The organism is Streptomyces sp. NPDC051662 (assembly GCF_040681655.1).
GTDB lineage: Bacteria > Actinomycetota > Actinomycetes > Streptomycetales > Streptomycetaceae > Streptomyces.
The window spans coordinates 326,074-345,046 of sequence record NZ_JBFAZD010000005.1; the positions used below are offsets into that span (position 1 = coordinate 326,074).

Consider the following 18,973-nt stretch of genomic DNA (forward strand, 5'->3'; position numbering starts at 1 on the left):
GAGACGGAGTGGCACCGGATGCAGCACTCAGCGGGGGTTCCGTTGCCGCCTCCCCAGGGACCGGGGTACGGATCCGGCGGATGGGCGCAGCGGGGGCCGGGGCAACCTCCCGTGCCCCCTCAGCCGCCCGCGCCCCATCAGCCCCCGGGGCCGCACCACGCGGCCGCGCCCCACCAGCCGCCCGGTCCGCACCAGCCGCCCGGCCCGCGTCCGGCGCACGCGCCGCACGGCGCGCCCGTACCGCCGCAGGGGCCGCCCGCCGGGCCGCCCTCCGCGGACTCCACCGGACACATCCAACTGCCGCCCGGCGGCCCGGTTCCCATGCCCGCCCCGCCACGCGCCCCCGACGGCGGCACCGGCGCGGCGACCCTCGCCGTCCTGCTGATCGGCCCGGCCGGCGCGGGCAAGACGACCGTGGCCCGGCACTGGGCGATGAGCCGTCAGGTGCCCACCGCCCACATCAGCCTCGACGATGTACGCGAATGGGTCTGCTCCGGCTTCGCCGATCCCCAGTCCGGATGGAACGACCACTCCGAGGCGCAGTACCGGCTGGCCCGCCGTACCTGCGGCTTCGCCGCGCGCAACTTCCTCGCCAACGGCATCTCCTGCATCCTGGACGACGCGGTCTTCCCCGACCGGCCCGTCGTCGGCCTCGGCGGCTGGAAGCGCCATGTCGGCCCCGGTCTGCTGCCGGTGGTCCTGCTGCCGGGTCTGGAGATCGTGCTGGAGCGCAACGCCGAGCGCAGTGGCAACCGCCGGCTCTCCGACGAGGAGGTGGCCGGCATCCACGGCCGGATGGCCGGCTGGTACGGCTCGGGACTGCCGATCATCGACAACACCAAGTACGACGTGGAGACCACGGCCCGGGTACTCGACGAGATCCTCGCCCGTTCCCTCACGAGCCCGCCCAGCTGGTGACGGCCGACGAGCGGCCGGCCGCGCGCGGGCGGGGACATACGGCGCCCCCCGGTCGGACGCGCTGAACCGGCCGGGTGACGCTCTCGCTCATACGCTCGGGTCATGTCAGACGTGTATGCGGCGCGCCGCGCGCGGCTGCGTGACCGGTGCTCGGCGGCGGGCGACGCGGCGGCCCTGGTCTCCGGCCCCGCCAATGTCCGCTACCTCGCGGGCGGGGCGCCCCCCAGCGCCGTACTGCTGCTCGGCCCCGGTCCCGACGGAGACATCCTGTTCTGCCCGCGTCCCCCCGCGGACGACGACGCCGGGGGACGGCGGATCGACGAACACCTCCGGCTCACCGTGCTGCCCCACACCACCGGCGACCCCGCGATCGCCGCCGCCGGAACCCTCGGCTCGTCGGCCGCCGGGACCCTCGCCGTGGAGGAGCACCATCTGACCGTCGCCCGGCACCGTGCGATCGGCTCGGTCGCGCCACGGCTGCGGCTGACCGATCTGGGCGGCGCGGTCGAGCAGCAGCGGATCGTCAAGGACGAGGAGGAGATCGCCTGTCTGCGGATCGCGGCCGAGATCGCCGACCAGGCGCTGGGCGAGCTGTTGGAGTCGATCCTGGTGGGCCGCACCGAACGCCATCTCGCGCTGGAGCTGGAGCGGCGCCTCGTCGACCACGGCGCGGACGGCCCCGCCTTCCCGACCGCCGTCGCCACCGGCCCCAACTCCGGTCGCTGCGGGCACCATCCCTCGGACCGCCGGGTCGAGGAGGGTGATTTCCTCTCCGTCGGCCTCGGTGCCGACTACCGCGGCTACCGCTGTCTGATCGGCCGCACGTTTGTCATCGGGACCTCCCCGGCCGACTGGCAGATCGAGCTGTACGAGCTGGTTTTCGCGGCACAACGGGCAGGTCGGGAGGCCCTTGTGCCGAGCGCCGGCTACCGCGAGGTGGACCATGCCACCCGCTACCCGCTGGAGGCCGCGGGGCACGGTGAGGGGCTCGCACCCCGTACGGGACATGGGGTCGGACTCGAAATCGACGAGGACCCGCAGCTCGCCCCCACGGCCATGGGTAAACTGGACGCTTGTGTGCCGGTCACCGTCGGACCGGGGGTCCACCTCCCGGGCCGGGGCGGTGTCCGGATCGATGACACGCTCGTCGTCCGCCCCGAGGCGGACGGCGGACCCGAGCTACTCACCATCACGACCAAGGAACTGCTCGCGCTCTAGCGCGCACCCTCGGTCGTCCACCAGCTTCAGTCCAGGAGATTCCGCAACCGTGGCTTCCACGAACGACCTCAAGAACGGCCTGGTGCTCAAGCTCGACGGGGGCCAGCTCTGGTCCGTCGTCGAGTTCCAGCACGTCAAGCCCGGCAAGGGCCCGGCCTTCGTGCGCACCAAGCTGAAGAACGTGCTCTCCGGCAAGGTCGTCGACAAGACCTTCAACGCCGGCGTGAAGGTCGAAACGGCCACCGTTGACCGCCGCGACATGCAGTTCTCGTTTATGGACGGCGAGTACTTCGTCTTCATGGACATGCAGACCTACGACCAGCTGATGGTCGACCGCAAGGCCGTGGGTGACGCCGCCAACTATCTGATCGAGGGCTTCACGGCCAGCGTCGCCACCCACGAGGGCGAGGTGCTCTATGTCGAGCTGCCCGCCGCCGTCGAGCTGACGATCCAGCACACCGACCCCGGCGTCCAGGGTGACCGCTCCACCGGCGGTACCAAGCCCGCCACGCTGGAGACCGGCTACGAGATCGGTGTCCCGCTCTTCATCACCACCGGTGAGAAGATCAAGGTCGACACGCGCTCCGGTGAGTACCTCGGCCGGGTGAACAGCTAACCGTGGCTGCCCGGAACAAGGCCCGTAAGCGCGCCTTCCAGATTCTCTTCGAGGCCGACCAGCGCGGGGCGTCCGTGCAGACGGTCCTCGCGGACTGGATACGGCATGCCCGGACCGACGACCGTCAGCCGCCGGTGGGCGAGTACACGATGGAGCTGGTCGAGGGGTACGCGGAGTACGCGGACCGTATCGACGAGCTGATCTCCACCTACTCGGTGGGCTGGACGCTCGACCGGATGCCCGTCGTCGACCGGAACATCGTGCGGCTCGGCGCGTACGAGCTGGTGTGGGTGGACGAGACCCCGGACGCGGTGGTGATCGACGAGGCGGTCCAGCTCGCCAAGGAGTTCTCCACCGATGATTCCCCGTCCTTCGTGAACGGCCTGCTGGGCCGCTTCAAGGACCTCAAGCCGAGCTTGCGCCGCGTCTGAGCGGCCTCCGGACCACGGAGAAGGCCGGTGGTACCGCGAAAGCGCCGGACGGGCTGCTCCAGCCCTGTCCGGCGCTTTGCCGCTCCCCGGCCCCGGGGTGCTTCCCGGGGCGCCCGGAGCTCGTTGTCAACGCACCGGAGGGCGGCCCCGTACGCATACGGGACCGCCCCTCCGGAGGTGACGTTTCTGCTGGTCTGTGGCGGGTTGGGTCAGCCCTCCTCGTGGGCGACCGCGCGACGCGCGTCGGCGTCCAGAACGCCCCAGCTGATCAGTTGCTCGGTCAGGACCGAGGGCGACTGGTCGTAGATCACGGCAAGCGTGCGCAGGTCGTCCTGCCGGATCGACAGCACCTTGCCGTTGTAGTCGCCGCGCTGGCTCTGGATCGTCGCCGCGTAACGCTGGAGGGGGCCCGCCTTCTCCTGCGGCACATGGGCCAGTCGCTCCAGGTCGAGGACGAGCTTCGGCGGCGGCTCGGCGGCTCCACCGGGGGTCGTGCCGGGAAGAAGCTCCTGCACGGGGACCCCGTAGAAATCCGCCAGCTCGGCGAGGCGCTGCACCGTTACGGCACGGTCGCCACGCTCGTACGAACCGACCACCACTGCCTTCCAGCGCCCCTGGGACTTCTCCTCCACGCCATGGAGCGAGAGGCCCTGCTGGGTGCGGATGGCGCGGAGTTTGGCCCCGAGCTGCTTTGCGTATTCGCTGGACATATAGCTCCCCGGACGAAGTCTGGTAACTCACTGTGAGGTTACGCAGCGTTACTTGGATGCGTCAAGCCGAAGGAGTCGCAGCGAGGTCATCAGCGGGCTTTCCGCCGTGCCACGACAGGGGTGCGTCCAAGTACTCCATCGGCTTCCTGCTAGCCTGAGTGGCGTAATTTCGACGTCCTTTAAGATCCGTCCCGTGAGGCGGAGAAGGAGGTCCGTTTCTGATGGACACCAGCGACACCAGCGAGACCACCGGTCATTTCGGCGGGACCGGCCGTACAGAAGGCCTGGGCGAGGCGGCACGCCCCGTCCTGGAGGCCCCCGACATCGCGCGGGCCCTGACCCGTATCGCCCACGAGATCGTCGAACGCGCCAAGGGCGCCGACGACGTGGTGCTGCTCGGCATTCCGACCCGCGGAGTCTTCCTGGCCCGCCGACTGGCCGGAAAGCTCGCGGAGATCACCGGCCGCTCGATCCCCGTCGGCTCCCTCGACATCACGATGTACCGCGACGATCTGCGTCTGCGGCCCGCCCGCGCGCTGGCCCGTACCGACATCCCCGGTGACGGCGTCGACAGTCGGCTGGTCGTGCTCGTCGACGACGTGCTCTTCTCCGGCCGTACGATCCGGGCCGCCCTCGACGCGCTCGGCGACATAGGGCGCCCGCGCGCCGTCCAGCTCGCCGTACTCGTCGACCGGGGCCATCGCGAGCTGCCGATCCGCGCCGACTACGTGGGCAAGAACCTGCCCACCTCGCTGCGCGAGACCGTCAAGGTCCAGCTCGCCGAGGAGGACGGCCGGGACACCGTCCTGCTCGGCCTCAAGCGGCCCGCCGCGTCCGGCGACAGCTAGCAACGCCTCCGTACGCCGCCCATCCCGTACGGACGCCCTGGCGCGCCCGCACGCCCGCATACCCAGACAACGGAGCACTCTCGATGCTGCGCCTCCCGGGGGCCGGCCCCCGTACACCCGGCCATCTCATCTCCGCCGCGGACCTCAGCCGCGACGAGGCCGTGCTGATCCTCGACACCGCCGAGGAGATGGCGCGGGTCGCCGACCGGCCCATCAAGAAACTGCCGACCCTGCGCGGCCGTACCGTGGTGAACCTCTTCTTCGAGGACTCGACCCGCACCCGGATCTCCTTCGAGGCCGCCGCCAAGCGTCTGTCGGCCGATGTCATCAACTTCTCCGCCAAGGGCTCGTCCGTCTCCAAGGGCGAGTCGCTCAAGGACACCGCGCTGACCCTGGAGGCGATGGGTGCCGACGCCGTCGTCATCCGGCACGGCGCCTCCGGCGCCCCGTACCGCCTCGCCACCTCCGGATGGATCGACGGCGTGGTCGTCAACGCGGGCGACGGTACGCACGAACACCCCACACAGGCGCTGCTCGACGCCTTCACCCTGCGCCGCCGGCTGGTCGGCGCGGACGCGGGCATCGGGCGCGATCTCGACGGGCGGCGCGTCACCATCGTCGGCGACGTGCTGCACAGCAGGGTCGCCCGCTCCAATGTCCTGCTCCTGCACACGCTCGGGGCCCAGGTCACCGTGGTCGCCCCGCCCACGCTCGTACCGATCGGGGTCGAACGGTGGCCGTGCGAGGTCTCGTACGATCTTGACCGGGTGCTGCCGGAATCCGACGCCGTGATGATGCTGCGGGTGCAGCGCGAGCGGATGAACGCCGCCTTCTTCCCGACTGAGCGCGAGTACTCCCGCCGCTACGGGCTGGACGGCGAGCGCATGGGCCGTATGCCCGAGAAGTCGATCGTGATGCACCCGGGACCGATGAACCGCGGCATGGAGATCACCGCGGAGGTCGCCGACTCCGACCGCTGCACGGCCGTCGAGCAGGTCGCCAACGGTGTCTCCATCCGGATGGCCGTGCTCTATCTGCTGCTGGGCGGCAACGAGCCCGCCGTCACCCATTCCCGCCTGAACGCCGAGGAGAACAAGTAACCATGAGCAAGATTCTGATCCGGGGCGCGCGGGTACTGGGCGGCGAGGCACAGGACGTACTGATCGACGGCGAGACCATCGCCGAGGTGGGCACCGGCCTGCCCACGGATGGCGCGACGACCGTCATCGAGGCCGAGGGGCGGATCCTGCTGCCCGGTCTGGTCGATCTGCACACCCATCTGCGCGAGCCCGGCCGTGAGGACTCCGAGACCGTGCTGACCGGCACGAAGGCCGCGGCCGTGGGCGGTTTCACCGCCGTCCACGCCATGGCGAACACCTTCCCGGTGGCCGACACCGCCGGTGTGGTCGAGCAGGTCTGGCGGCTGGGCAGGGAGTCGGGCTACTGCGATGTCCAGCCCGTCGGCGCCGTCACCGTCGGTCTGGAGGGCAAGCACCTGGCCGAGCTGGGCGCGATGAACGACTCGGCCGCCGGCGTCCGGGTCTTCTCCGACGACGGCAAGTGCGTGGACGACGCGGTGATCATGCGCCGTGCGCTGGAGTATGTGAAGGCCTTCGACGGGGTGATCGCCCAGCACGCCCAGGAACCGCGGCTGACCGAGGGCGCCCAGATGAACGAGGGCATCGTCTCGGCCGAGCTGGGCCTGGGCGGCTGGCCCGCCGTGGCCGAGGAGTCGATCATCGCCCGTGATGTCCTCCTCGCCGCCCATGTCGGCTCCCGCGTACACATCTGCCATCTCTCCACCGCCGGCTCGGTGGAGCTGGTCCGCTGGGCGAAGTCCAAGGGCTGGAACGTCACCGCCGAGGTCACCCCGCACCATCTGCTGCTCACCGACGAACTCGTACGGTCGTACAACCCGGTCTACAAGGTGAACCCGCCGCTGCGTACCGAGGCCGATGTGACGGCCCTGCGCGAGGCCCTCGCGGACGGCACGATCGACTGTGTCGCCACCGACCACGCGCCGCACCCCCACGAGGACAAGGACTGCGAGTGGGTCGCCGCGGCCATGGGCATGGTGGGGCTGGAGACGGCGCTGTCGGTGGTCCAGGAGACGATGGTCGAGACCGGACTGCTCGACTGGGCCGGGGTCGCCGACCGGATGTCGTTCCGGCCGGCCCGCATCGGCAGGCTCGACGGCCACGGCCGTCCCGTCTCGCCGGGTGAGCCCGCCAACCTGACCCTGGTGGATCCGGCATACCGTGGTGCCGTGGACCCCGCGGGGTTCGCCTCCCGCAGCCGTAACACCCCCTACGAGGGGCGTGAGCTGCCGGGGCGGGTGACCCACACCTTCCTGCGGGGCCGTGCCACGGTCGTCGACGGGAATCTGGCGTGAGTACTGCGAATCTTCTGCTTCCTCTGGCCGCCGAACAGAAATCGGCGGAGGTGACCGACTGGGCCGCCCGCGTCGGCTGGGTCCTCGGTCTGCTGCTCTTCATCGCCTTCGTGTACTGGCTGATGCGCCAGGGCTGGAAGTGGCGCGGCAGCCTCCAGTCCGATCTGCCGGAGCTGCCCCGCTCGCCCGGGACGCCCGGTGCGGCCAAGCTGAGCATGAGCGGTCGCTACCACGGTTCCACGACCGCCGGGCAGTGGCTCGACCGGATCGTGGCCCATGGTCTCGGCGCCCGCAGCCGCGTCGAGCTGACGCTCACGGACGCGGGGCTGGATGTCGTACGCCCCGGGGCGAACGACTTCTTCATCCCGGCCGACCGGCTGCGCGAGGCCCGGCTCGACAAGGGCATCGCGGGCAAGGTCCTGGCCGAGGGCGGGCTGCTGATCGTCACCTGGCAGCACGGCGACACGCTGATCGACTCCGGTTTCCGCTCCGACCACTCCGCCGAGCACACCGCATGGGTCGAGGCCATCAACCTCACCCACCACTTCACGACGACGGAAGGCCCCGCACGATGACCACCTCCACCCCGGGAACCGCCCGCGACAAGGCGACTCCCGCCGTACTCGTCCTGGAGGACGGCCGCAGCTTCCGCGGCCGTGCCTACGGGGCCGTGGGGGAGACCTTCGGCGAGGCGGTGTTCTCCACCGGCATGACCGGCTACCAGGAGACCCTGACCGACCCGTCGTACCACCGCCAGGTCGTCGTGATGACCGCGCCGCACATCGGCAACACCGGCGTCAACGACGAGGACGCCGAATCGCGGCGGATCTGGGTCTCCGGCTATGTCGTACGCGACCCCGCGCGCACCCCCTCCAACTGGCGCTCCCGGCGCTCTCTCGACGACGAACTGGTCGCCCAGGGCGTCGTCGGCATCAGCGGGATCGACACCCGCGCGCTCACCCGCCATCTGCGCGAGCGCGGCGCGATGCGCGTCGGTATCTTCTCCGGCGCCTCCCTGGCGGACGAGGCGACACTGCTCGCCCGTGTCCAGCGGGCCCCCGAGATGACCGGCGCCGATCTGTCCGCCGAGGTCGCCACCGAGCGGCCCTATGTCGTCCCCGCGATCGGCCCCGACGGCGCACCCGTCCCGCTCGGCTCGGCGCGCTTCACCGTCGCCGCGCTCGACCTGGGCATCAAGGGCATGACCCCGCACCGGATGGCCGAGCGCGGCATAGAGGTGCATGTGCTGCCCGCCAACGCCACCCTCGACGAGGTGTACGCGACCGGTCCCGACGGGGTCTTCCTCTCCAACGGCCCCGGCGACCCGGCCACCGCCGATCTCACCGTCGTCAAGGGCGTGCTGGAGCGCGGCACCCCGCTCTTCGGTATCTGCTTCGGCAACCAGCTGCTCGGCCGCGCGCTCGGGTTCGGCACGTACAAGCTGAAGTACGGGCACAGGGGGATCAACCAGCCGGTGCAGGACCGTACGACCGGCAAGGTGGAGGTCACCGCCCACAACCACGGATTCGCCGTCGACGCACCGCTCGACCGGGTCTCCGACACCCCCTACGGCCGCGCCGAGGTCTCCCACGTCTGTCTCAACGACAACGTGGTCGAGGGGCTCAGGCTGCTCGACCGGCCGGTCTTCAGCGTCCAGTACCACCCAGAGGCGGCCGCGGGCCCGCACGACGCCGCCTACCTGTTCGACCGCTTCACAGAGCTCATGGAGGGCCAGCGTGCCTAAGCGCACCGATATCCAGTCCGTCCTGGTCATCGGTTCAGGACCGATCGTCATCGGCCAGGCCGCTGAGTTCGACTACTCCGGTACCCAGGCGTGCCGCGTCCTCAAGTCCGAGGGTCTGCGGGTCATCCTGGTCAACTCCAACCCCGCCACGATCATGACGGACCCGGAGATCGCCGACGCCACCTATGTCGAGCCGATCACCCCCGACTTCGTCGAGAAGATCATCGCCAAGGAGCGCCCCGACGCGCTGCTGCCCACCCTCGGCGGGCAGACCGCGCTCAACACCGCGATCGCGCTCCATGACGCGGGCACGCTCGACAAGTACGGCGTCGAGCTGATCGGCGCCAATGTCGAGGCGATCAACAAGGGCGAGGACCGCGACCTCTTCAAGGACGTCGTCAACGCCGTCAAAGCCAAGATCGGCCACGGCGAGTCCGCGCGCTCGGTCATCTGCCACTCCATGGACGACGTGCTCAAGGGCGTCGACGAGCTGGGCGGCTACCCCGTCGTCGTACGCCCCTCCTTCACCATGGGCGGCGCCGGCTCCGGCTTCGCGCACACCGAGGAGGATCTGCGCCGGATCGCCGGACAGGGCCTGATGCTCTCCCCGACCACCGAGGTGCTTCTTGAGGAGTCCATCCTCGGCTGGAAGGAGTACGAGCTGGAGCTGATGCGCGACAAGCACGACAACGTCGTGGTCGTCTGCTCCATCGAGAACTTCGACCCGATGGGTGTGCACACCGGCGACTCCATCACCGTCGCGCCCGCGATGACGCTCACCGACCGCGAGTACCAGATCCTGCGGGACATCGGCATCGCCGTGATCCGCGAGGTCGGCGTCGACACCGGCGGCTGCAACATCCAGTTCGCGATCAACCCCGACGACGGCCGGGTCATCGTCATCGAGATGAACCCGCGCGTCTCCCGCTCCTCGGCGCTCGCCTCCAAGGCCACCGGATTCCCGATCGCGAAGATCGCGGCCCGGCTGGCCGTCGGCTACACGCTGGACGAGATCCCCAACGACATCACCGAGAAGACCCCGGCGTCCTTCGAGCCCACGCTCGACTATGTCGTCGTGAAGGTGCCGCGCTTCGCCTTCGAGAAGTTCCCGGCGGCCGACGCCAGCCTCACCACCACCATGAAGTCGGTCGGCGAGGCCATGGCCATCGGCCGTAACTTCACCGAGGCGCTGCAGAAGGCGCTGCGCTCGCTGGAGAAGGCGGGCAGCCAGTTCGACTTCACCGGCGAGGCGGGCGGGCCGGCCGAGAAGGACGCGCTGCTGGAGACCGCCAAGGTGCCCACCGACGGCCGGATCAACATGGTCATGCGCGCCATCCGGGCCGGTGCCACCCCCGACGAGGTCTTCGACGCGACGAAGATCGATCCGTGGTTCGTCGACCAGCTGTTCCTGATCAAGGAGTACGCGGACGAGCTGGCCGCGGCGCCCGAGCTGGACTCCGTACTGCTCGCCGAGGCGAAGCGGCACGGCTTCTCCGACGTCCAGATCGCCGGTATCCGCGGGCTGCGCGAGGACGTGGTCCGTGAGGTCAGGCACGCGCTCGGCATCCGCCCCGTCTACAAGACGGTCGACACCTGCGCCGCCGAGTTCGCCGCGAGGACCCCGTACTTCTACTCCTCGTACGACGAGGAGAGCGAGGTCGCGCCGCGCGAGAGGCCCGCCGTGATCATCCTCGGCTCCGGCCCCAACCGGATCGGCCAGGGCATCGAGTTCGACTACTCCTGTGTCCACGCCTCCTTCGCGCTCAGCGCGGCGCCCACTCCGGCGGGGGGCTACGAGACCGTGATGGTCAACTGCAACCCGGAGACCGTCTCCACCGACTACGACACCTCCGACCGGCTCTACTTCGAGCCGCTCACGCTGGAGGACGTCCTGGAGATCGTGCACGCAGAGACGCTGGCCGGGCCCGTCGCGGGCGTCATCGTCCAGCTCGGCGGCCAGACCCCGCTGGGTCTCGCCCAGGCGCTCAAGGACAACGGCGTACCGATCGTCGGCACGCCTCCCGAGGCGATCCACGCCGCCGAGGACCGCGGCGCCTTCGGCCGGGTCCTCGCCGAGGCCGGGCTGCCCGCGCCCAAGCACGGTACCGCCACCACCTTCACCGAGGCCAAGGCCATCGCCGACGAGATCGGCTACCCCGTACTGGTCAGGCCCTCGTACGTCCTCGGCGGGCGTGGCATGGAGATCGTGTACGACGAGATCAGGCTCTCCTCGTACATCGCCGAGTCCACCGAGATCAGTCCCACCCGGCCGGTCCTGGTGGACCGGTTCCTCGACGACGCCATCGAGATCGACGTGGACGCCCTCTACGACGGTACGGAGCTGTATCTCGGCGGAGTCATGGAGCACATCGAGGAGGCCGGGATCCACTCCGGCGACTCGGCGTGCGCCCTGCCCCCCATCACGCTGGGCGGCTTCGACATCAAGCGGCTGCGTGCCTCGACCGAGGCCATCGCCAAGGGGGTCGGGGTCCGCGGGCTGATCAATATCCAGTTCGCGATGGCCGGCGACATCCTGTACGTCCTGGAGGCCAACCCGCGCGCCTCCCGTACGGTCCCCTTCACCTCGAAGGCGACGGCCGTACCGCTCGCCAAGGCGGCGGCCCGTATCTCGCTCGGCGCCACCATCGCCGAACTGCGTGCGGAGGGACTGCTGCCGGCCCAGGGCGACGGCGGCACGCTGCCGCTCGACGCGCCGATCTCCGTCAAGGAGGCCGTGATGCCGTGGTCGCGCTTCCGCGACATCCACGGGCGCGGGGTGGACACCATCCTCGGCCCGGAGATGCGTTCGACCGGTGAGGTGATGGGCATCGACTCCGTCTTCGGCACGGCGTACGCCAAGTCGCAGGCCGGCGCGTACGGCCCGCTGCCCACCAAGGGCCGCGCCTTCATCTCCGTCGCCAACCGCGACAAGCGCTCGATGATCTTCCCGGCGCGTGAGCTGGTCGCCCATGGCTTCGAACTGCTCGCCACCTCGGGCACCGCGGAAGTGCTCAAGCGCAATGGCATCAACGCCACCGTCGTACGCAAGCAGAGCGAGGGCGAGGGCCCGGACGGCGAGAAGACCATCGTCCAGTTGATCCACGACGGAGGGGTCGACCTGATCGTCAACACCCCGTACGGCACCGGCGGCCGGCTCGACGGCTATGACATCCGTACGGCGGCCGTGGCACGCGGCGTCCCCTGCCTGACGACGGTCCAGGCGCTGGCCGCCGCCGTCCAGGGCATCGACGCCCTCAAACACGGTGAGGTCGGCGTCCGTTCCCTCCAGGAACACGCCGAACACCTGACCGCGGCACGCGACAACTAGCCGGCCCGAGGACGGGGGACACCGCGACCGGTGTCCCCCTCTTCATGAGGTCTCTTCGAGGACACACCACTTCATGTACAAGATCTTCTTCAGGCTGGTCTTCCGCCGGATGGACCCGGAGCGCGCCCACCACCTGGCGTTCCGCTGGATCCGGATCGCCGCCCGTATCCCCGTCCTGCGTACGTTCGTCGCCGCCGCCCTGGCGCCGCGCCACCGCGAACTGCGCACGGAGGCGTTCGGACTGCGGATGCACGGCCCCTTCGGGCTCGCCGCGGGCTTCGACAAGAACGCCGTGGCCATCGACGGCATGACGATGCTCGGCTTCGACCACATCGAGATCGGTACGGTCACCGGCGAGCCGCAGCCAGGCAACCCGAGGACACGGCTCTTCCGGCTCATGGCCGACCGCGCGCTGATCAACCGGATGGGCTTCAACAACGAGGGCTCGGCCGCCGTCGCGGCCCGGCTGGCGGCGCGCAGGCCGGTCTTCAGAACCACCGTCGGCGTCAACATCGGCAAGACCAAGGTCGTCCCCGAGAGTGAGGCGATCGGCGACTACGTGCTCTCGACGGAGCGGCTGGCCGGACACGCCGACTATCTCGTGGTCAACGTCAGCTCGCCCAACACCCCCGGGCTGCGCAGCCTCCAGGCCGTCGACCAGCTGCGGCCGCTGCTCACCGCCGTACGCGAGGCGGCCGACCGTACCGTCACCCATCGCCGGGTGCCGCTCCTGGTCAAGATCGCGCCCGATCTCGCCGACGAGGACATCGACGCCGTCGCCGACCTGGCCGTGGAACTGGGTCTGGACGGCATCATCGCCACCAACACCACCATCGCGCGGGACGGGCTCGGCCTGGTCTCGGACCCGGCCCTCGTCGCGGAGACGGGCGGACTGTCCGGCGCGCCGCTGAAGGCGCGCTCACTGGAGGTGCTGCGGCGGCTGTACACGCGTGTGGGCGACCGGATCACGCTCGTCGGGGTCGGCGGGGTCGAGACCGCGGAGGACGCCTGGCAGCGGATCCTCGCGGGCGCCACGCTCGTCCAGGGCTACAGCGCCTTCATCTACGAGGGCCCGTTCTGGAGCCGCGCGATCCACAAGGGGCTCGCCGCCCGGCTGGCGGTCAGCCCGTACGCCACGCTCGCCGAGGCCGTCGGCGCCGACACCCGGAAGGTGACCGCATGACCCCCGCCGCTTCCGCCCCGATCCCGCAGGAGCCCTTCGGGGCCCGGCTGCGGCGCGCCATGGACACCCGCGGACCGCTCTGTGTCGGGATCGATCCGCATGGCTCGCTGCTCACGGACTGGGGTCTGGGCGACGACATCGCGGGTCTGGAGCGCTTCGCCCGTACGACGGTGGAGGCGCTGGCGGACCGGGTGGCCGTGCTCAAACCGCAGTCGGCGTTCTTCGAGCGCTTCGGATCGCGCGGGATCGCCGTCCTGGAGAAGACCGTCGCGGAGGCGCGGGCGGCCGGGGCGCTGGTCCTGATGGACGCCAAGCGCGGCGACATCGGCTCCACCATGGGCGCGTACGCGGCGACCTATCTGGACCAGGACTCGCCGCTCTTCTCCGACGCCGTCACGCTCTCCCCGTATCTCGGCTTCGGCTCACTGCGTCCGGCGCTGGACGCCGCCGCGCTCTCCGGTTCGGGTGTCTTCGTCCTGGCCCTGACCTCCAACACCGAGGGCGCGGAGGTGCAGCGCGCCACCGCGGCCGACGGCCGGCCGGTGGCGGGGCTGATGCTGGACCACATGGCCGCGGAGAACGCGGGCGCGACCCCGCTCGGCTCGGTCGGCGCCGTCGTCGGCGCCACCCTGGGCGACCCGGGGGTCGATCTCGCGATCAACGGTCCGCTGCTCGCGCCCGGCATCGGCGCGCAGGGCGCGACCCCGGCCGATCTGCCCGGCGTGTTCGGCACGGCGGTCGGCAATGTGGTCCCGAGCGTCAGCCGGGGCGTGCTGCGGCACGGTCCGGACCTCGGCGCGCTCAGGGCGGCGGCGGAGCGTTTCGCCGACGAGGTGCGGGTGGCCGTCGGCGCGTAGGGGCGTGCGCCGGGGGCGTGCCGGGAGGGATTCGGTGCCGAGGCGGGCGGCTTTCCGCGGTGCGCCGGGACGTTTTGAGAGGTGACGCTGAACTCCAGGAGAACACCGCTGGGACGCCGATGAAGAGAATCTTGGCGGAAAAGCTGGGCAATTTGCCTGAAATGACCGGCCCGATCGACGTTGACCAGGACTTTTCGTCTGTTCTCGCTGACTCCGGCGGCCATGGCCGCTAGTCTCCGTCGAGAGCCAACGTGCAGTGCGTTGCCCGTTGCTCGCCTGGTGTGGGGCGATTAGGTTCCTCACCGGTCCGTATCCGACAGTTCGACATCCGAGGTGACGTAGGCGTGGCTCTTCCGCCCCTTACCCCTGAACAGCGCGCAGCCGCGCTCGAAAAGGCCGCCGCGGCTCGCCGGGAGCGGGCCGAGGTCAAGAATCGACTCAAGCACTCCGGCGCCTCCCTCCATGACGTCATCAAGCAGGGTCAGGAGAACGACGTCATCGGGAAGATGAAGGTCTCCGCGCTGCTTGAGTCCCTGCCCGGCGTGGGCAAGGTCCGCGCCAAGCAGATCATGGAGCGGCTCGGCATCTCCGAGAGCCGCCGAGTGCGTGGTCTTGGCTCCAACCAGATCGCCTCCCTGGAGCGCGAGTTCGGCGGCAAGGCTGCCTGACGTTCTCGGGCACCCCCGAGAACCTGGATAATCGCCGCATGGCAGCAGAAGTACGACCGCGGCTGACCGTGCTCTCCGGCCCCTCCGGGGTCGGCAAGAGCACGGTCGTCGCCCATATGCGCAAGGTCCACCCCGAGGTATGGCTCTCGGTGTCGGCCACCACCAGAAAACCGCGCCCCGGCGAACGCCATGGCGTCCAGTATTTCTTCGTCACCGACGATGAATTCGACAAGCTGGTCGCCAATGGTGAGTTGCTGGAATGGGCGGAGTTCGCGGGCAACCGCTACGGCACACCGCGTCAGGCGGTCCTCGACCGGCTGGGGGCGGGTGACCCCGTACTCCTGGAGATCGATCTCCAGGGCGCGCGACAGGTCAAGCAGTCGATGCCCGATTCCCGGCTGGTCTTCCTGGCGCCTCCGAGCTGGGACGAGCTGGTACGCCGGCTCACCGGCCGGGGCACGGAGTCGGCCGAGGTGATCGAGCGCCGTCTGGAGGCCGCCACGGTGGAGCTGGCGGCCGAGTCGGAGTTCGATACGACGCTGGTCAACACCTCGGTCGAGGACGTCGCGCGCGAGCTGCTAGCCTTGATGGCAGTTGCATGATCTTTTGTGGGCTTTCCTTCCATCGTGAATCCCGCAATTACCGGTTTCTCCCTGAATTTTCTTCGGAAGGCTAGAGAGTGTCCTCTTCCATCACCACGCCCGAGGGCATCATCAACCCGCCGATCGATGAGCTGCTTGAGGCCACGGACTCGAAGTACAGCCTCGTGATCTACGCGGCCAAGCGCGCCCGTCAGATCAACGCGTACTACTCGCAGCTCGGTGAGGGCCTGCTTGAGTACGTCGGTCCGCTGGTGGACACCCACGTCCACGAGAAGCCGCTCTCGATCGCCCTGCGGGAGATCAACGCGGGTCTGCTGACCTCCGAGGCCATCGACGGCCCGGCCCAGTAGGCGTACGCGCTCCTCAGCACAGGCACAGGCTTTTCAGCACAGGCTCTTCACCCACAGGCCCGGCGGTACGACCGCCGGGCCTGTGGTGTGTCATGTCCGTAGGGCCGAGGACGGACGCGCGAAGTACGCGAGACGGACGAGCGAGACGGACGAGAGAGGGGAGACACGGTGGACAAGCCGAAGGTCGTTCTGGGGGTCGCGGGCGGGATCGCCGCGTACAAGGCGTGCGAGCTGCTGCGACGGCTGACCGAATCGGGCCATGACGTACGGGTCGTACCGACCGCTTCGGCGCTGCACTTCGTCGGCGCGGCCACCTGGTCGGCGCTCTCCGGCCACCCCGTCTCCACCGAGGTCTGGACCGATGTCCACGAGGTGCCGCATGTGCGGATCGGGCAGTCCGCTGATCTGGTCGTCGTCGCCCCCGCCACCGCCGATCTGCTGGCCAGGGCGGCGCACGGACTCGCCGACGATCTGCTGACCAATACGCTCCTGACCGCACGCTGTCCGGTCGTCTTCGCACCGGCCATGCACACGGAGATGTGGGAGCACCCCGCCACCCAGGAGAATGTCGCGACGCTCCGCCGCCGCGGCGCCGTGGTCATCGAGCCCGCCGTCGGCCGCCTCACCGGCGTCGACACGGGCAAGGGCCGGCTGCCGGACCCGGGAGAGATCTTCGAGGTCTGCCGGCGCGTACTGGCGCGCGGCGCGTCCGTACCCGACTCCGTACCCGACCTGGCGGGACACCATGTCGTGGTCAGCGCGGGCGGTACGCGCGAGCCGCTCGACCCGGTGCGCTATCTGGGCAACCGCTCCTCCGGGAAGCAGGGGTACGCCCTGGCCCGTACGGCGGCGGCGCGGGGCGCGCGGGTCACCCTGATCGAGGCCAATACCGGGTTCGCGGACCCCGCGGGCGTGGATGTGGTCCATGTCGGGACCGCCGTACAACTGCGTGAGGCCGTACTGAAGGCCGCCGCGGAGGCCGACGCCGTGGTCATGGCGGCGGCCGTGGCCGACTTCCGGCCCGCGTCCTACGCCGAAGGCAAGATCAAGAAGAAGGACGGCGAGGAGCCCGCGCCGGTGGCGCTCGTCCGTAACCCGGACATCCTCGCCGAGATCTCCGCTGATCGGGCCCGCCCCGGACAGGTGATCGTGGGCTTCGCGGCGGAGACGGACGATGTCCTGGCGAACGGCAGGAAGAAGTTGCGGCGCAAGGGATGCGACCTGCTGGTGGTCAATGAGGTCGGGGAGCGGAAGACCTTCGGCGCCGAGGAGAACGAGGCGGTCGTGCTCGCGGCGGACGGTGGCGAGACGGCGGTGCCGTACGGACCCAAGGAGGCGCTGGCGGATGTCGTCTGGGACCTGGTGGTGCCGAGGCTGGGGACCTGAGGGCGGCGACCTGGGGCCGCCGGGGCGCGACGGCAGGGGGTGCGCCAGCGGGGCGCGACGGCGGGGCGTGCGGCGTGGTCTTGAGCGCCCCCGCTGAACGGAAACCGTGGCGCGCGTGAATTCTTTGTTGCACCGCCGCTGTCCCGTTTCCGGACAATCGCCATGGCGGAGGGCCCAAAGCCGGAGAATCCCGGCGTAGCGCCCCCTGGCCAGGGTCGATCGGCGTATCGCATAATGCAGAGCCGCGGGCGGCGGGGCTCCCACAGATCGAGACACTTGCCCCCGTGACCCGATTCGACCGATAAAGTGGTCGTGGACCGTCGCGGGGCTGGGGCCCTCCGCCGGTCCGACAATGATCAGCCAGCAGCCGCTGCAACCACAGGGAGCGATGTGTCCCGCCGTCTGTTCACCTCGGAGTCTGTGACCGAAGGTCACCCCGACAAGATCGCTGACCAGATCAGCGACACCATTCTTGACGCGCTCCTTGAGGAGGACCCGTCCTCCCGGGTCGCCGTGGAGACCTTGATCACCACCGGTCTGGTGCACGTGGCCGGAGAGGTGACCACCAAGGCCTACGCGCCGATCGCCCAGCTGGTGCGGAACAAGATCCTGGAGATCGGTTACGACTCCTCGAAGAAGGGCTTCGACGGCGCCTCCTGCGGCGTCTCGGTGTCCATCGGCGCACAGTCGCCCGACATCGCGCAGGGGGTCGACACGGCGTACGAGAAGCGCGTCGAGGGTGCCGCCGCGGGTGAAGAAGGGGACGAGCTGGACAAGCAGGGCGCCGGCGACCAGGGCCTGATGTTCGGCTACGCCTGCGACGAGACGCCCGAGCTGATGCCGCTCCCGATCAACCTCGCGCACCGGCTCTCGCGCCGGCTCTCCGAGGTTCGCAAGAACGGGACCATCCCGTACCTGCGCCCGGACGGCAAGACGCAGGTCACCATCGAGTACGACGGCGACAAGGCCGTCCGTCTCGACACGGTCGTCGTCTCCTCGCAGCACGCCTCGGACATCGACCTGGACTCGCTGCTCGCCCCCGACGTCCGCGAGTTCGTCGTCGAGCACGTCCTCAAGGAGCTCGTCGACGACGGCATCAAGCTGGACACCGAGGGCTACCGTCTGCTGGTCAACCCGACGGGCCGGTTCGAGATCGGCGGTCCGATGGGTGACGCGGGCCTGACCGGCCGCAAGATCATCATCGACACGTACGGCGGCATGGCCCGCCACGGCGGCGGCGCCTTCTCCGGCAAGGACCCGTCGAAGGTCGACCGCTCGGCGGCGTACGCGATGCGCTGGGTCGCGAAGAACGTCGTCGCGGCGGGTCTGGCCTCGCGCTGCGAAGTCCAGGTCGCCTACGCGATCGGCAAGGCCGAGCCGGTCGGCCTCTTCGTGGAGACCTTCGGTACGGCCACGGTCGACACGGACAAGATCGAGCAGGCCATCGCGCAGGTCTTCGACCTCCGCCCGGCGGCGATCATCCGCGACCTCGACCTGCTCCGCCCGATCTACGCCCAGACGGCGGCGTACGGCCACTTCGGCCGCGAGCTGCCCGAATTCACCTGGGAGCGCACGGACCGCGTGGAAGCCCTGCGCAAGGCCGCGGGGATCTGACCCTTCGGGTTTCTCGTCGAGGCCCCGGACACCGACAGGTGTCCGGGGCCTCGGTCATGGGTGCCGCGGCGGCCGATGCCGAGAACGGTCGCCGTCTGCGGGAGCTGT

The 18,973-nt window shown here is 70.0% G+C and carries 18 protein-coding genes; 17 read left to right on the forward strand and 1 reads right to left on the reverse strand.

Annotated elements, in window-relative coordinates:
* The first annotated feature begins 18 nt into the window (after positions 1 to 18).
* The 4 genes from AB0M67_RS11495 to nusB all read left to right on the forward strand — a co-directional run bounded on the left by AB0M67_RS11495 (position 19) and on the right by nusB (position 3,183).
* Positions 19 to 918: a Pro-rich N-terminal domain-containing protein gene (locus AB0M67_RS11495; protein WP_365744987.1), complete on the forward strand. Its 900-nt coding sequence runs from the start codon at positions 19 to 21 to the stop codon at positions 916 to 918.
* Between the two features lie 102 nt (positions 919 to 1,020).
* A complete protein-coding gene (locus AB0M67_RS11500) occupies positions 1,021 to 2,136 on the forward strand; it encodes an aminopeptidase P family protein (protein ID WP_365744989.1) in 1,116 nt (371 codons plus the stop codon).
* A 49-nt stretch (positions 2,137 to 2,185) separates the two neighbouring features.
* Positions 2,186 to 2,752 (forward strand): elongation factor P, encoded by a 567-nt coding sequence (gene efp / locus AB0M67_RS11505; protein ID WP_365744991.1) that lies wholly within the window; start codon positions 2,186 to 2,188, stop codon positions 2,750 to 2,752.
* A 2-nt stretch (positions 2,753 to 2,754) separates the two neighbouring features.
* Positions 2,755 to 3,183: a transcription antitermination factor NusB gene (gene nusB, locus AB0M67_RS11510; protein ID WP_030355501.1), complete on the forward strand. Its 429-nt coding sequence runs from the start codon at positions 2,755 to 2,757 to the stop codon at positions 3,181 to 3,183.
* Positions 3,184 to 3,392: 209 nt separating this feature from the next.
* Here the strand turns inward: nusB and bldD are convergent, their stop codons facing one another.
* Positions 3,393 to 3,893 carry a transcriptional regulator BldD gene (gene bldD, locus AB0M67_RS11515; RefSeq protein ID WP_030355502.1) on the reverse strand — a complete coding sequence of 167 codons (501 nt, stop codon included), beginning with the start codon at positions 3,891 to 3,893 and terminating at the stop codon, positions 3,393 to 3,395.
* A 221-nt stretch (positions 3,894 to 4,114) separates the two neighbouring features.
* On the opposite strand from bldD, the gene pyrR reads away from it, so the two are divergent.
* The 13 genes from pyrR to metK all read left to right on the forward strand — a co-directional run bounded on the left by pyrR (position 4,115) and on the right by metK (position 18,865).
* Complete coding sequence (gene pyrR / locus AB0M67_RS11520) at positions 4,115 to 4,741, forward strand: bifunctional pyr operon transcriptional regulator/uracil phosphoribosyltransferase PyrR (protein WP_365744994.1); 627 nt, start codon at positions 4,115 to 4,117, stop codon at positions 4,739 to 4,741.
* 83 nt (positions 4,742 to 4,824) lie between these two features.
* Positions 4,825 to 5,841: an aspartate carbamoyltransferase catalytic subunit gene (locus AB0M67_RS11525; RefSeq protein ID WP_365744996.1), complete on the forward strand. Its 1,017-nt coding sequence runs from the start codon at positions 4,825 to 4,827 to the stop codon at positions 5,839 to 5,841.
* 2 nt (positions 5,842 to 5,843) lie between these two features.
* The gene (locus tag AB0M67_RS11530; protein ID WP_365744997.1) at positions 5,844 to 7,133 is read left to right on the forward strand and encodes a dihydroorotase; all 1,290 of its coding nucleotides are present in this window, start codon (positions 5,844 to 5,846) and stop codon (positions 7,131 to 7,133) included.
* Positions 7,130 to 7,708, forward strand: a complete 579-nt coding sequence (locus AB0M67_RS11535) for a hypothetical protein (RefSeq protein ID WP_365744999.1) — start codon at positions 7,130 to 7,132, stop codon at positions 7,706 to 7,708. The genes AB0M67_RS11530 and AB0M67_RS11535 overlap by 4 nt, the downstream gene beginning before the upstream one ends.
* A complete protein-coding gene (gene carA, locus AB0M67_RS11540) occupies positions 7,705 to 8,877 on the forward strand; it encodes a glutamine-hydrolyzing carbamoyl-phosphate synthase small subunit (protein ID WP_365745001.1) in 1,173 nt (390 codons plus the stop codon). Before AB0M67_RS11535 ends, carA begins: the two co-directional genes overlap by 4 nt.
* The gene (carB, locus tag AB0M67_RS11545; RefSeq protein WP_365745002.1) at positions 8,870 to 12,205 is read left to right on the forward strand and encodes a carbamoyl-phosphate synthase large subunit; all 3,336 of its coding nucleotides are present in this window, start codon (positions 8,870 to 8,872) and stop codon (positions 12,203 to 12,205) included. The genes carA and carB overlap by 8 nt, the downstream gene beginning before the upstream one ends.
* A 73-nt stretch (positions 12,206 to 12,278) precedes the next feature.
* Positions 12,279 to 13,388: a quinone-dependent dihydroorotate dehydrogenase gene (locus AB0M67_RS11550; protein ID WP_365745004.1), complete on the forward strand. Its 1,110-nt coding sequence runs from the start codon at positions 12,279 to 12,281 to the stop codon at positions 13,386 to 13,388.
* Between the two features lie 20 nt (positions 13,389 to 13,408).
* Positions 13,409 to 14,245, forward strand: a complete 837-nt coding sequence (gene pyrF, locus AB0M67_RS11555; RefSeq protein WP_365745181.1) for an orotidine-5'-phosphate decarboxylase — start codon at positions 13,409 to 13,411, stop codon at positions 14,243 to 14,245.
* A gap of 344 nt (positions 14,246 to 14,589) precedes the next feature.
* A complete protein-coding gene (locus AB0M67_RS11560; protein WP_030355512.1) occupies positions 14,590 to 14,913 on the forward strand; it encodes an integration host factor in 324 nt (107 codons plus the stop codon).
* A 38-nt stretch (positions 14,914 to 14,951) separates the two neighbouring features.
* A complete protein-coding gene (gmk, locus tag AB0M67_RS11565; protein WP_365745007.1) occupies positions 14,952 to 15,515 on the forward strand; it encodes a guanylate kinase in 564 nt (187 codons plus the stop codon).
* A gap of 77 nt (positions 15,516 to 15,592) precedes the next feature.
* The gene (rpoZ, locus tag AB0M67_RS11570; RefSeq protein ID WP_030355514.1) at positions 15,593 to 15,865 is read left to right on the forward strand and encodes a DNA-directed RNA polymerase subunit omega; all 273 of its coding nucleotides are present in this window, start codon (positions 15,593 to 15,595) and stop codon (positions 15,863 to 15,865) included.
* A gap of 168 nt (positions 15,866 to 16,033) precedes the next feature.
* A complete protein-coding gene (coaBC, locus tag AB0M67_RS11575) occupies positions 16,034 to 17,251 on the forward strand; it encodes a bifunctional phosphopantothenoylcysteine decarboxylase/phosphopantothenate--cysteine ligase CoaBC (RefSeq protein WP_365745009.1) in 1,218 nt (405 codons plus the stop codon).
* A gap of 390 nt (positions 17,252 to 17,641) precedes the next feature.
* Positions 17,642 to 18,865, forward strand: coding sequence for a methionine adenosyltransferase (gene metK / locus AB0M67_RS11580; protein ID WP_365745011.1), 1,224 nt, complete (start codon positions 17,642 to 17,644; stop codon positions 18,863 to 18,865).
* The last annotated feature ends 108 nt before the right edge of the window (positions 18,866 to 18,973 follow it).